Source organism: Cupriavidus sp. H18C2, assembly GCF_049393795.1.
Taxonomy (GTDB): domain Bacteria; phylum Pseudomonadota; class Gammaproteobacteria; order Burkholderiales; family Burkholderiaceae; genus Cupriavidus; species Cupriavidus pauculus_C.
On record NZ_CP186011.1, the window covers coordinates 1391862 to 1404361 of the forward strand.

Genomic DNA, 12500 nt, shown 5'->3' on the forward strand with positions numbered 1-12500 from the left:
ATGCTAGCCATCGCCGCCACCCCATCCCCCGGCCTCGCCGTCCTGTTCCAGGGCCTGGCACTGAGCCTCGGCCTGATCGTCGCCATCGGCGCCCAGAATGCGTTCGTGCTGCGCCAGGGGCTGCGGCGCGAGCACGTGGGCAGCGTGGTGCTGCTGTGTGCGCTGGCCGACGCGCTGCTGATCGCCGCCGGCGTGATGGGCATGGCCCAGGCGCTGGGGGACCGCCCCGCGCTGGCGGCCACGCTGGCGCTCGCGGGCGCCGTCTTCCTGGCGTACTACGGCTGGCGCGCGTGGCGCCGCGCGCGGCAGCAGCACGCGATGCAGACCGCGCAGGCCGCCGGCAACGCCAGCCGTGGCGCGGTACTGGCCCAGGCGCTGGCCTTCACGCTGCTCAATCCCCACGTCTACCTGGACACCGTGCTGCTGGTGGGCAGCATCGGCGCCCAGCATCCCGCGCCGATGCGCACGTGGTTCGTGGCCGGCGCCAGTTGCGGCAGCCTGCTGTGGTTCGGCGCGCTGGGCTTTGGCGCGCGCTGGCTGGCGCCGTGGTTTGCCAGCCCCCGCGCGTGGCAGGTGCTGGACCGGCTGATTGGCATCACGATGCTGGTGCTGGCCGCGCTGCTGGCCCACCACGCGCTGGGCGCGTTCCGGACGCTGGTCTGACCGGCCCGCGCCAATAAAAAAAACCGCCCGGCTGGCCGGGCGGCATCCAAGTTTCCCTTTCCTTCTCGCCTCAGGCTGCCTTGCGTTCCCGCAGCAGCTTCTTGTCAATCTTGCCGACGCTGGTCTTGGGAATCGCCGCCACAAAGGCGATCCGGTCCGATTCGGGCACCGCGAACTTGCTGAGCCGCTGCGTTGCCACATGGTCCAGCAGCGCCGTGCGGATCTGCTGCGCGTCCACCTCCACGCCCGCCTGCCGCACCACGTAGGCCATCGGCCGCTCGCCCCAGCGCGCGTCGGGCACGCCGATCACCGCGCATTCCTGCACGCCCGCCACCTGCGTCACGAGGTTCTCGATCTCGATCGACGACACCCATTCGCCGCCCGTCTTGATCACGTCCTTGAGCCGGTCGACGATCTGCACGAAGCCGTCCGGCCCCATCACCGCCACGTCCTGCGTGTGCAGGTAGCCATCGGCCCACAGCTCCTCCGACGCCGACGGCTTGCGGAAGTACGACTTCGTCAGGTACGGCGCGCGCAGCACGATCTCGCCCTGCGCCTTGCCGTCGTGCGGCACCTCGCGCATGTCGGGGCCGACGACGCGGAAGTCCGCCAGCGGCACCGGCCGGCCCGTGGCGCAGCGCAGCGCCACTTCTTCCTCGCGGCTGCCCGCCACGTAGCCCGGCGGCAACTGGGCCAGCGCCACGATCGGGCCGGTCTCGGACATGCCGTAGCCGGCAAAGATGTCGATGCCGCGCGCCAGCGCCGCCTCGCACAGCACCGGCGGCAGGGCCGAACCGCCGATGATCATCTTCCAGCCCCACAGGTTGTGCTGCCCTTCGCCGGCCGCCTGCAGCAGCATCTGCAGGATCGTCGGCACGCAGTGCGAGAACGTCACCTTTTCCGCTTCGCGCAGCGCCAGCAGCGCGGCCGGCACGTAGCGGCCCGGCAGCACCGTGCGCAGGCCGAGCATGATGGCTACGTACGGCATGCCCCACGCCATCACGTGGAACATCGGCGTGATCGGCATGTACACGTCTTCCCGGTGCATGCGCTGGCCTTCGCGCGGCGCGCACAGGCTGGTGGCCGCCGTCAGCGTGTGCAGCACGATGTCGCGGTGGCTGTAGCAGACGCCCTTGGGGTCGCCCGTGGTGCCCGTGGTGTAGAACGTGGTGGCCTTGGTGCGCTCGTCGAAGTCCGGAAAGTCGTAGCCGTCCGGCGCGGCGGCCAGCATGGCCTCGTACTCGCCGTCGAACGCCAGCGGGCCCGGCGGCACGTCCTGTCCGTCGGCCATCAGCACCAGGCGCGGCTGGCGCACCAGCCCGTCGCTTATCTGCGCCAGCACGGGCAGGAAGTCCGGATGCACCAGCACCACGTCGGCGCCGGCGTCGTTGAGCGTGTACAGGATCTGCTGCGGCGACAGCCGCACGTTCACCGTGAACAGCGTGGCGCCCATCATCGGCACGCCGAAGTAGCACTCCAGGTAGCGATGGCTGTCCCAGTCCATCACGGCCACGGTGCTGCCATGGCGCACGCCCAGCGACGCCAGCGCGCCGGCCAGCCGGCCCAGCCGCGCGTGAAAGTCGCGGTACGTGTAGCGCATCTCGCCCCGGTAGCTGATCTCCTGGTCGCCATACAGGCTCATTGCGTTGGTCAGCAGCTGCTTGACCAGCAGCGGGTAGGCGTATGCCGAAGGGGTCGTCACGACGAGATTCTGGTCTCTCATGCCTGTGTTTCCTTTCAAACTTCAGTAAGGCACGCTGCCGATGATGCCGGCGCGCTCCATCTTGCGGTGGCACGGCGCGTAGTCCATCACCGCGTAGTGCTGGGTGGCCGTGTTGTCCCAGATCGCCACGCTGTTCGGTTCCCAGCGCCAGCGCACCTGGAACTCGGGGATGTACGCCTGCGACACCAGGTAGCGCAGCAGGTCGGCCGCGCCGGGGTTGGCGTCCTGGCCGAACCGCACGCGCCCGGGCGTGTGGTAGTTGGTGAAATGCGTGGTGAAGCCGTTCACGTAGAGCACCTTCTCGCCGGTGTCGGGATGGGTGCGCACCACCGGGTGCTCGGCGTCGGGGTACTGGGCCTTCAGCGCCAGCCGCTTCTCGATCGGCATGGCCGCGCCAAAGCTGGCCTCGATGCTGTGGCGCGCGCGCAGGTCGGCAATCTGGGCCTTCACCGTGTCAGGCAGCCGCTCGTAGGCCAGCGCCATGTTGGCCCACATCGTGTCGCCGCCCACGGGCGGGCATTCCACGCAGCGCAGCACCGCGCCAAACTGAGGCGCCTCGCGCCACGTGGTGTCGGCATGCCAGCAGTTCTCGTAGCGGTCGTTCGGCTGGTCGGGCGACTTGTAGATGCGTACCAGGCCCGGATGCTCGGGGTCGCTGCCGGCCACCGGGTGGTCCTCCAGCTCGCCAAAGCGGCGCGCAAACGCCACATGCTCGGCGCGGCTGAACTGCTGGTTGCGCAGGAACAGCACGCGGTGCTTCAGCAGCAGCGCGCGGATCTCGCCAAACAGGTCGTCGCTGCGGACGGCATCGGCCAGGTCCACGCCCTGCAGTTCGGCGCCCAGGGCACAGCTCAGTTGTCGGACTTGCATGGCGGCTCCTTAGATGACGAAGATCGACGAACCCGTGGTCTTGCGCGACTCCAGGTCCCGGTGGGCCTGCACCGCGTCCTGCAGCGCGTAGCGCTGGTGGATCTCGATGCGGATGCGGCCGGCGCCCACGTGGTCGAACAGCTCGCCGGCCAGCTCGGCCTTCTCGGCCGGATCGGCGATGTAGTCGGCCAGCGCGGGACGGGTCACGTAGACCGATCCCTTCATCGCCAGCAGCACCGGGTCGAACGGCGGCACCGGGCCCGACGCCGTGCCCACGCACACCAGCAGGCCGCGCCGCTTGAGCGAATCCAGCGACGCCATGAAGGTGCTCTTGCCCACGCTGTCGAACACCACGTTGGCGCCCACGCCATCGGTAATCTCGCGCACGCGGGCCGCCACGTCCTCGTGGCTGTAGTTGATGATGTGCTGGCAGCCATGGGCGCGCGCCACCTCGCCTTTTTCCTCGGTGGAAACGGTGCCGATCACGTTCAGCCCCAGCAGGCGCGCCCACTGCGACACAATCAGCCCCACGCCGCCGGCCGCCGCGTGCAGCAGGATCGTGTCGCCCTTGCGGAACGTGTGGATGCGGCGCATCAGGTAGGCCGACGTCAGCCCGCGCATGGTCATGGCCGCGGCGGTCTCGAAGCCGATGCTTTCCGGCAGCCGGATCAGCGGCGCGGCCGGCACCAGGCGCTCGGTGCTGTACGCGCCCAGCGTGTTGACAAAGCCGGTGTAGGTCACGCGGTCGCCCACGGCCACGTTGGTCACGCCCGGGCCGATGGCCTGCACCACGCCTGCCGCCTCGACGCCCATGCCGGCCGGCAGCGGCACGGGATAGGTACCGTTGCGGAAGTACGTGTCCGCGTAGTTGAGGCCCACCGCCACGTGGCGGATACGGACCTGGCCGGCACCCGGCTCGCCCACTTCCGCGTCTTCGTAGCGAAGCACCTCGGGCCCGCCGGTTTCATACATGCGCACTGCCTTTGCCATGGGGATCGTCTCCAAATTCGGCTGGCGGCACGATCTGCGCCGCCATGTCGACAATCTAGAAGCGCGCGGCCCCCGCTGCTTTGCACGGCCATCCAGCGACTTTGCATTTCATGCCACGGGCACCTATCATCGCGGCAACGATGCGCCGCGGCCACGCATGCGGCGCACGTCCCAACAGGAGACCCCCGTGAAAACCCTGGTGCGCGCGGCCGCGCTGACCAACTTCTTCGACGTCGCGCGCGACCTCGGCATCAACCCGCTGCCGCTGCTGCGCGGCGCGCGCCTGACCCAGGCGCTGCTGACCGATCCGGAGCAGCGCATCCCCGCCGAAGCCTGCGCCGCGCTGCTGGAAAGTGCCGCCCAGGCCGCCACGTGCCCCACCTTCGGCCTGCGCATGGCGGAATCGCGCCAGCTTTCGGATTTCGGCGTGATGAGCCTGCTGATCAGCCAGCAAGCCACGCTGCGCGACGCGCTGGAAACGATCATCCGCTACCGTCACCTGGTCAACGAGTCGGTGGCGATCCTGCTGGAGACGACCGGCCGGGTGGCGGTGATCCGCCAGGAAGTGGTGCTCGATACGCCGTCTCGGCAGGCCACGGAGCTGGCCATCGGCGTGGTGTTCCGGCTCTGCCGCGCGCTGCTGGGGCCGCAGTGGCATCCGGTGGGCGTGCACTTCACGCACACGGCGCCGCAGGACACGCAGGTGCATCGCCGGCTGTTCGGCTGCCCGCTGGCGTTCGGCAGCGAGTTCAACGGCATCGTCTGCGCGGCGGAAGACCTGTCGGCGCCCAATCCCACCGGCAACCCGGCCATGGCGCGCCACGCAGAGCGGGTGGTGGAAACGCTGCCGCGCGTCAACGACGCCTCCATCGGGCGCGAAGTCCGCAATGCCGTCTACCTGATGCTGCCGATGGGCCGCGCCACCGCCGACGCCGTGGCGCAGGGCCTGGGACTGAGCCTGCGCACGATGCAGCGCCAGCTCGACGCGTCGGGCGAGTCGTTCACCGACATCGTCAACACGGTGCGGCGCGACCTGGCGCTGCGCTACGTCGCCAATCCCGACTATTCGCTGCTGCGCGTGTCGGGGCTGCTGGGCTACGGCTCGGCGGCGTCGTTCTCGCGCTGGTTCTCCGCGCAGTTCGGCGAGGCGCCGATTGCGTGGCGCCGGCGCCATGGCGGACGGCCCTGATGCAGCCTTATGCGGCGGCCACGGCGCGCGGGCGGTCCAGCAGCGCCAGCATCAGCCAGGCATAGAGCGACACGGCCACGAACAGGCCCATGCGCACCATGAACGCCTGGTAGACGTCCTTGCCCGCCGCGCTGTCAGCCACGGACTGGCCGAGCAGGATGATCATCGTCACGAGGCTGTTGAGCCAGAATCCCGGCGACAGCGCCGTGGGCGCCACGCGGAACAGCCGGCGCGCCACCAGCAGCGCGAACAGCGCCATCCACAGGAAGAACATCCACAGATGGACGAAGAGCCCCAGCGCCAGCCAGCACGCGATGGCCAGCAGCCCGCCCATCAGCGTGGAGCCCACCAGCTCCAGCGCCGCGCCGCGCGCCGTGGTGCAGCTCTGCCGGCCCAGGCTGACAGCCTTCATGATGATCGGCAGATAGGCGGCCGGGTCCGACAGCGCCAGCAGGAACGGCGGCATCACCACCAGCGTGGCGCGCCAGGCGATACGGTCCGCGTCCGGCACGGCGCGCGGCGGCGGGCGCGGGGCCGGCGCGCCATGCTCGGGCACCAGCGCATGGCAGGCGCCCAGCGCCAGCACCGCCGCAGTGAGCCCCTGTGTCAGCGCGCCGATCACCGTCAGCGCCAGCGCGCCGCTGGCCGTGCCGGCCGCCGCAATCAGCGTGACCCCGGCCACGACGAACGTCGACACCAGCCCGTTGCCACCGCGCAGGCCATAGCGGAACGCCAGAAACAGGCACAGGGCCGCCATCAGCACGCCGGCGGCCGGCGCATGGCGCAGGAACGGCACCAGCAGCAGCCCGCTGCCCGTGGCCAGCATCACCACCAGTGCCAGCCCCAGCCCGGCCTTGAGCGGCAGCGGCCGGTCCAGCGCGGCAAAGACGAACACGGCCAGCACCGGCGCCATGACGGGCACCGGCCATTGCAGGCCGAAGCTGACGGCCAGGCAGCCCGCCGTGCCCAGCGCCAGCCGCAGCGCGCGGCGGGCCATGGCGGCGCGCAGGGCCGGCGCGGCGGCCGCGTCAGTAGACATAGGACATCCAGCTCATCACGCGCAGAAACGCGCGGCCCAGCAGGTTCAGCGGGTTGCCATCGCGCGGAAACGCCATCACCTCGGCCTGCCCGCCCACGCGGATGCCGCGCAGCGTATCGAGCTGGCCGGGATCGATGTCGACGATGACCGGAAAGCGCTGCGCGGGCCGCAGCCAGTCGCGGCTGTTCTGCACGGTGGGCAACCCGCCCGGCGGCGCGGGCTGGCCGGCGCTGATGCCGTAGCCGATGCTGCGCACCTTGCCGCTCAGCACCCGGCCGGGCAGCGCGTCCAGCACGATACCGACCGGCGTGCCGGGCGCCAGGTGGCCAAGGTTGTTCTCGGTCATGTCGGCGCTGATCCATACGTCGTGGATGGCGATCAGCGTCATGACCGGGCTGCCGGCCGCCGCGTACAGGCCGGCCTCGGTGCGCAGGTCGGTGACCAGCCCGGCCGTGCGCGCGCGCACCTGCGCGTTGGCCATGTCGAGCTCGGCTTTTTCCACGGCCGCCGCGGCGCTGCGCAGCTTGGCGTTGTCGTCGTCGCCGCCGCCCTGCTGCTCGCGCGCGCGTTCCACCTCGGCACGCGCCGCCGCCACCTGGCTCACGGCCTGCGTATGCGTGGCGCGCGCCACCTCCAGCCGCCGCACCGACACCGTGCCGGGGTCCTCGCGATACAGCCGCTCCAGCCGCTCGCTGTCCTGCCGCGCCTTGAGCTCGTTGGCCTGCGCCGCGCGCAGCGACGCCCGCGCCGCATCGATGCCGGCCGTGTTGGCGCCAATCTGCCGCCGCGTCGATTCCAGGTCCGCGCGGGCGCGGTCCAGCGCGATCCGGTAGTGCTGCGGATCGACGTCGAACAGCACCGTGCCGGCCGCCACGTTCTGGTTGTTGCGCACGTACACGCGCGTGACGCGGCCCGATACTTCGGACGCCACCGGAATCACGAACGCCTGCACGCGCGCCTGCTGGGTGTAGGGCGTCAGCCGGTCGGCCAGCAGGTACCACGCCAGGGTCAGCACGATCAGCGCGACGATCCCGCGCACGGCCTTGCGCGACGGATCGCGCGGCGGGGGCGGCGGGGCGTCCTGAGTGGGGGCCGCCTGCGGCGGCGCGGCGGCGGGATCGGCGCGATCGTTCATGGCGGCGACGGCACCTCATCCAGCAGGTTGCCCCAGTTGGTGCGCTGGCGCATCTGCGCGCGCGTGCCGGCATCCACCAGCGGCACCGGCGTGTCCCAGCCGCCGCCCAGCGACTTGTACAGCGCGATCAGGTAGTTCACGGCGTTGCCACGATTGACCAGGTAGCCATCCTGCTGCGCGAACAGCGCGCGCTGCGCGTCCAGCACGCGCTGGAAGTCCGAATAGCCCTCGCGGAACACGGTGTTGGCCAGCGACAGCGAACGCTCGGCCGATACCGCCGCCTCGCCCAGTATCCGCTCGCGCTGCAGCGCCCGGATCAGCCCGCTGGCCGCGTCGTCGGCCTCGCGCGCCGCCTGCCGGACTGCGGCCTGGTAGTCGACGATCAACTGCTGCAGCCGCGCGTCCTGCACGCGCACGTTGTTGACGATGCGGCCGTAGTCGAAGATGTTCCAGCGCACGCTGGGGCCGCCCACCAGCAGCAGGCCGTTCTGCGTGCCGGGCAGCGACGTGGCCGACCAGCCGATGCTGCCGATCAGCGACACCGACGGATACAGGTCGGCCCGCGCCACGCCAATCTGGGCCGACTGCGCGGCCACGCGCCATTCGGCGGCGCGGATGTCGGGCCGGCGCAGCAGCAGGCTGGCCGGCACGTCCTGCAGCACCGCGCGGTCGATCAGCGGCAGCACGCCCTCGCGCGCGCCGGCATCGGCCAGTTCCGGCAGCGACCCCGGCGGACGGCCCAGCAGCACGCCAAGCGCGTTGCGGGCCTGCGCGATCTGGTTCTCGAACTCCGGAATGCTGCTCAGCGTGCCCAGGTACTGCGTGCGTGCCTGCTGGAAATCGAGCTCGTCGCTCTCGCCGCCCTTGAACAGCCGCTCGGTGATCTCGAAGCTGCGGTGCTGCAGCCGTGCGTTGTCCCGCGCGATGCGCAGCCGCGCCTCCGCCGTGCGCAGCGCAAAGTAGGTGTTGGCCACCTGCGCGTGCAGTAGCACCAGCACCGCCTCGCGGTTGGCCTGGGCCGCGAAGTACGCGGCGTCCGCCGACTCGATGGCCCGCGCAAAGCGGCCCCAGAAGTCGAGTTCCCAGCCGATGTCGACGCCCGCGCTGTACTCCCAGAGCCGGCTGGTCTGCGCCGTGGGCCCCGACTGGCGACTGTTCACGTACAGCGCGGCGGCGCTGGCCTGCTGCATCTGCGGATAGCGGCCCGCCAGCGCCATGCCCAGCTGGGCGCGCGCCTCCATCACGCGCAGCCCGGCCACCTTGACGTCGGCGTTGCCGGCATCGGCCTCGGCCATCAGCGCCTCCAGCACCGGGTCGCCGAACACCTGCCACCACTGCCGCAGGTCCGGCTCGGCCTGCTGCGTGCTGACCTGCTCGATGGCGTCGCTGCGCCAGCCAGCGCTCCACGCCTCTGGCTGTGGCTGGAAGTCCGGGCCCACGCGGGCGCAGGCACCCAGCAGCGCGGCGGTTGCCAGCCAGGCGCCGGCACGCGCGGCCACGGCTAGCCTCCGGTGATGTCGGCGTTGCTGCGCGGCTCCGCTTCGATGCGCGGCAGCGGCTCGTCCACCCACTGCCAGAACAACTGGTAGCCCACCGCCAGCACGATGGGCCCGATGAACAGCCCGATCACGCCGCCCGTGACCATGCCGCCCAGCGCGCCCACCAGGATCACCGGCATCGGCACATCCACGCCCCGGCCCAGCATCAGCGGCTTGAGCACGTTGTCGGCCAGCCCGGCGATGAACACGTAGATGGCAAAGACGATATTGGTGGCGCTGGCGCCTTCGGACGCAAAAACCAGCAGGATCACCGGAATCGTGATCAGCGTGGCCGGCAACTGCATGATGCCCAGCAGCAGCACCGCCAGCGCCAGCAGCCCCGCGCCGGGCACGCCCTTGAGCACGAACGCCACGCCAATCAGCAGCATCTGGATAAACGCGATGCCCACCACGCCCTGCGCCACGGCCCGGATCGTGGCCGTGCAGAGCGCCGTGAGGCGCGGGCCCCGCTCCGGCCCCGTGATGCGCGTCGCGATGCGCACGGCGCTGCGCGTGCCCTGCTCGCCGTAGGCCATGATGATGCCGGCGATGATCAGCGCGCCCACAAAGACCAGCAGCCCCACGCCCACGCCGCCGATGGCGCCCAGCACCGTCAGGCTGGCCGCCTTGATCTGCGGGCCGAGCCTTTCCATCAGGCTGGCCGCGTCGGTAGCGGCCATGGCCCAGGCGTCGTGTAGCCGGCGCCCCACCAGCGGCCAGCCGGCCAGCGCCTCCGGGGGCGGGGGGATATGGAATTCGCCGCGCCGGGCAATCGCCATCGCCTGCTCCATCGATTCGATCAGCGCCGTGCCCAGCAGGTAGGTGGGCACCAGCACGATGGCGATGACCAGCACGATGATCAGCGTGGCGGTGCGGCCATCGCCGGCAAACACCCGGCCGCGCAGCCGCACCTGCAGCGGATAGAGCGTGATGGCCAGGATCACGGACCAGACCAGCAGGTTCATGAACGGCCGGAAGATCTGGAAGCAGAACGTGGCCAGCAGCGCCACGAGGCCGAACCGGATCAGCGAATCGATCAGCGTGCGCGACACGGTCGCGGTGGAATACGGCGCTTGCAGCATCGTATGACTCCGTTGTCCGCCCGGCATGCGGCCGGGCTTCACACCTGCTGGCGGCGGCGCGCAACCAACACCAGCACCGCCCCGGCGGCAAATATCAGCAGGCAGCCCAGCAGCCAGTCGCGGGCCAGCACGTTCACCAGGTAGCGCGGCGGGTCGCCGCCGGTGCGGAACAACTGCACCTCCAGGCCGTGCAGCGCAAACCGGAACAGGTTCAGCTTGTCGGGCGTCTGGCCGCTCGGATCGCTCCAGAAGATGCCGATCACGGCCAGCCACATCGCTCCCACCATCAACAGGAATCCGCTCTTGCGCATGCCGGCCACCCTGGAAAATAAGGCGCTGACGGCAAGCGTCCGCCAATCGCCGGGGCAATGCAATTGGTCCTTGGGCCAAGCATTGGACCAAGGTCCATTGCCAAAGCGCGGCGCAGTGTCCAGATTGGTACGGCATTGCAAAGTCCGTGCATCGCACGCGGGGGATCAGCCATGGCAAAACGGAAGGGGGGCGCCGCCGACGCTGCCGGCGACGGTAACGCGCTCGGCCGCAAGGAATACGAGGCGGCGCTGGCCGACCTGCACGTGGAACTGGTGCACCTGCAGGACTGGGTCAAGGCCACCGGCGCCAAGATCTGCATCGTCTTCGAGGGGCGCGACGGCGCCGGCAAGGGCGGCACCATCAAGGCGCTGACCGAGCGCGTCAGCCCGCGCGTGTTCCGCGTGGTGGCGCTGCCCGCGCCCACCGAGCGCGAGAAGAGCCAGATGTACATGCAGCGCTACATCCCCTACCTGCCGGCCGCTGGCGAGGTGGTGATCTTCGACCGCAGCTGGTATAACCGCGCCGGCGTGGAACGGGTGATGGGCTTTGCCGACGACAGCCAGGTGGATATCTTCCTGCGCGCGGTGCCGCTGATCGAGCGCGCCATCGTCGGCTCCAACGTCCGGCTGCTGAAATACTGGCTGGAAGTCAGCCCCGAGGAACAGACGCGCCGGCTGGAGCAGCGCATCAAGGACGGCCGCAAGACCTGGAAGCTGACCGACATGGACCTGAAGTCGTACAGCCGCTGGTATGACTACTCGCGCGCCCGCGACGCGATGTTCGAGGCGTCTGACACCGAGTTCGCGCCCTGGCACGTGGTGCGCTCGGACAACAAGCGCCGCGCCCGGCTCAACATCATCCGCCACCTGCTGGACACCGTGCCCTACGAGCGCATCGCGCGCAAGAAGATCACGCTGCCGGCGCGGCAGAAGGCCGGCGGCTACCGGGCGCCCGACTACCCCTACCGCTACATCCCCGAGCGCTTCTAGCGGCCGGGCTGGCGGCCAACGCCGGCCGCTAGTCCTTCAGCAGCGTCTTCTTCCATTCGCCGTCCGGCTGCTGGCAGTACCAGCCCGTCCAGCGTTCGGGCTGGCGGCCCGGCTGGCGCAGCTCGCTGCGCACCTTGCGGCAGCGCTGGCCGTTCTCGGTGCGGGTCACGAGCGGCGTGAACGTGCCATCGGTGGGCTTGCCCTTGGCGTTCGGCGCCAGGTGGAACGGCACGCTCTTGCCATCGTCGGACTCGGACAGCGTCTTGCCGAACGCCGTGGTCAGCTCGGCGGTCTGGTCCTTGTTCAGCGTGCCGATGATCGTGCCGCTCAGGAAGTGGTCGTAATAGGCCCGCGCCGGCCAGGCCGCGGCAAGCAGTACGGCCAGGGCCAGCGCCTGGCGTCGCGGAATCGGTTTCAAGGCTGTCTCCATGCGGATGCCGGTGCCAGTCACTGGATGGTGTAGCCGCGCCCCTGCATGCAGGCGGAATAGGCGCGGTAGTAGGTGCTCATGGCGCCGGACTGCTGTTGCTGGGCGTTGGCCTGCGCATTGCGCTGGTTCTGGCGCGCGCGATGGCCGCCCGCCATCGTGCCGACCGCCGCGCCGGCCGCGGCGCCCTTGCCCGCGTCGCCGGCAATGCCGCCGATGACCGCGCCGCCCAGCGCCCCGCGCGCGGCACCGCCCACGCGCTCGCCGCCGCCGACGGCCGGGCCACCCTGCTGGGGCGGCGGCGCGGCGGCCACCGCGGCCGGGTCGATGCCGGTGTTGGACTTGGCCCACGAATAGCAGTAGCCGTCGTCCTGTTGCTGCTGCGCCTGGCTCTGGCCCTTGGCCGGATAGGCGATGGGCTTCTGCGCCAGCGCCGGCACGCTCAGCGCGGCGCCCAGCCCCGCGCACAGCAGCACCACGGAAATCTTCGATCTGGACATGGTTCGCTCCTTCTCGGGGCCGGCAGCGCTCGGCGCCGGCCGG

13 protein-coding genes are annotated in these 12500 nt (G+C 70.6%); 3 read left to right on the forward strand and 10 right to left on the reverse strand.

Features of this window, described 5'->3' with window-relative positions:
• Positions 1–663: a LysE/ArgO family amino acid transporter gene (locus EPAKOI_RS22810; protein WP_423193778.1), complete on the forward strand. Its 663-nt coding sequence runs from the start codon at positions 1–3 to the stop codon at positions 661–663.
• Between the two features lie 70 nt (positions 664–733).
• On the opposite strand, the gene EPAKOI_RS22815 is transcribed toward EPAKOI_RS22810, so the two are convergent.
• From EPAKOI_RS22815 to EPAKOI_RS22825, 3 genes are read right to left on the reverse strand one after another with little or no spacing between them, the layout of a single operon-like run.
• Positions 734–2386, reverse strand: coding sequence for a fatty acid--CoA ligase (locus tag EPAKOI_RS22815; RefSeq protein WP_423193779.1), 1653 nt, complete (start codon positions 2384–2386; stop codon positions 734–736).
• A 21-nt stretch (positions 2387–2407) separates the two neighbouring features.
• Positions 2408–3256, reverse strand: coding sequence for a TauD/TfdA dioxygenase family protein (locus tag EPAKOI_RS22820; protein WP_313838719.1), 849 nt, complete (start codon positions 3254–3256; stop codon positions 2408–2410).
• Positions 3257–3265: 9 nt separating this feature from the next.
• Entirely contained in the window at positions 3266–4246 is a 981-nt protein-coding gene (locus EPAKOI_RS22825; RefSeq protein ID WP_124686061.1) for a quinone oxidoreductase family protein, read from the reverse strand.
• Between the two features lie 187 nt (positions 4247–4433).
• Between EPAKOI_RS22825 and EPAKOI_RS22830 the strand changes: the two genes are divergently transcribed.
• The gene (locus tag EPAKOI_RS22830; RefSeq protein ID WP_423193780.1) at positions 4434–5435 is read left to right on the forward strand and encodes an AraC family transcriptional regulator; all 1002 of its coding nucleotides are present in this window, start codon (positions 4434–4436) and stop codon (positions 5433–5435) included.
• Positions 5436–5442: 7 nt separating this feature from the next.
• On the opposite strand, the gene EPAKOI_RS22835 is transcribed toward EPAKOI_RS22830, so the two are convergent.
• The 5 genes from EPAKOI_RS22835 to EPAKOI_RS22855 are packed head-to-tail and all read right to left on the reverse strand — an operon-like array spanning position 5443 to position 10540.
• Complete coding sequence (locus EPAKOI_RS22835) at positions 5443–6474, reverse strand: DUF2955 domain-containing protein (RefSeq protein ID WP_313838714.1); 1032 nt, start codon at positions 6472–6474, stop codon at positions 5443–5445.
• Positions 6464–7609 carry an HlyD family secretion protein gene (locus EPAKOI_RS22840; protein ID WP_313838713.1) on the reverse strand — a complete coding sequence of 382 codons (1146 nt, stop codon included), beginning with the start codon at positions 7607–7609 and terminating at the stop codon, positions 6464–6466. The genes EPAKOI_RS22835 and EPAKOI_RS22840 overlap by 11 nt, the downstream gene beginning before the upstream one ends.
• Positions 7606–9108 (reverse strand): efflux transporter outer membrane subunit, encoded by a 1503-nt coding sequence (locus EPAKOI_RS22845; RefSeq protein ID WP_423193781.1) that lies wholly within the window; start codon positions 9106–9108, stop codon positions 7606–7608. Before EPAKOI_RS22845 ends, EPAKOI_RS22840 begins: the two co-directional genes overlap by 4 nt.
• A gap of 2 nt (positions 9109–9110) precedes the next feature.
• Positions 9111–10229 carry an AI-2E family transporter gene (locus EPAKOI_RS22850; protein ID WP_423193782.1) on the reverse strand — a complete coding sequence of 373 codons (1119 nt, stop codon included), beginning with the start codon at positions 10227–10229 and terminating at the stop codon, positions 9111–9113.
• 38 nt (positions 10230–10267) lie between these two features.
• Positions 10268–10540, reverse strand: a complete 273-nt coding sequence (locus EPAKOI_RS22855; protein ID WP_423193783.1) for a hypothetical protein — start codon at positions 10538–10540, stop codon at positions 10268–10270.
• A 171-nt stretch (positions 10541–10711) separates the two neighbouring features.
• Between EPAKOI_RS22855 and ppk2 the strand changes: the two genes are divergently transcribed.
• Positions 10712–11530: a polyphosphate kinase 2 gene (ppk2, locus tag EPAKOI_RS22860; protein ID WP_124686054.1), complete on the forward strand. Its 819-nt coding sequence runs from the start codon at positions 10712–10714 to the stop codon at positions 11528–11530.
• Positions 11531–11558: 28 nt separating this feature from the next.
• Here ppk2 and EPAKOI_RS22865 read toward each other — a convergent pair whose 3' ends face one another.
• Both EPAKOI_RS22865 and EPAKOI_RS22870 read right to left on the reverse strand, forming a co-directional pair.
• Positions 11559–11948: a hypothetical protein gene (locus tag EPAKOI_RS22865; RefSeq protein ID WP_423193784.1), complete on the reverse strand. Its 390-nt coding sequence runs from the start codon at positions 11946–11948 to the stop codon at positions 11559–11561.
• 29 nt (positions 11949–11977) lie between these two features.
• Complete coding sequence (locus tag EPAKOI_RS22870; protein ID WP_423193785.1) at positions 11978–12457, reverse strand: glycine zipper domain-containing protein; 480 nt, start codon at positions 12455–12457, stop codon at positions 11978–11980.
• Positions 12458–12500: the final 43 nt, after the last annotated feature.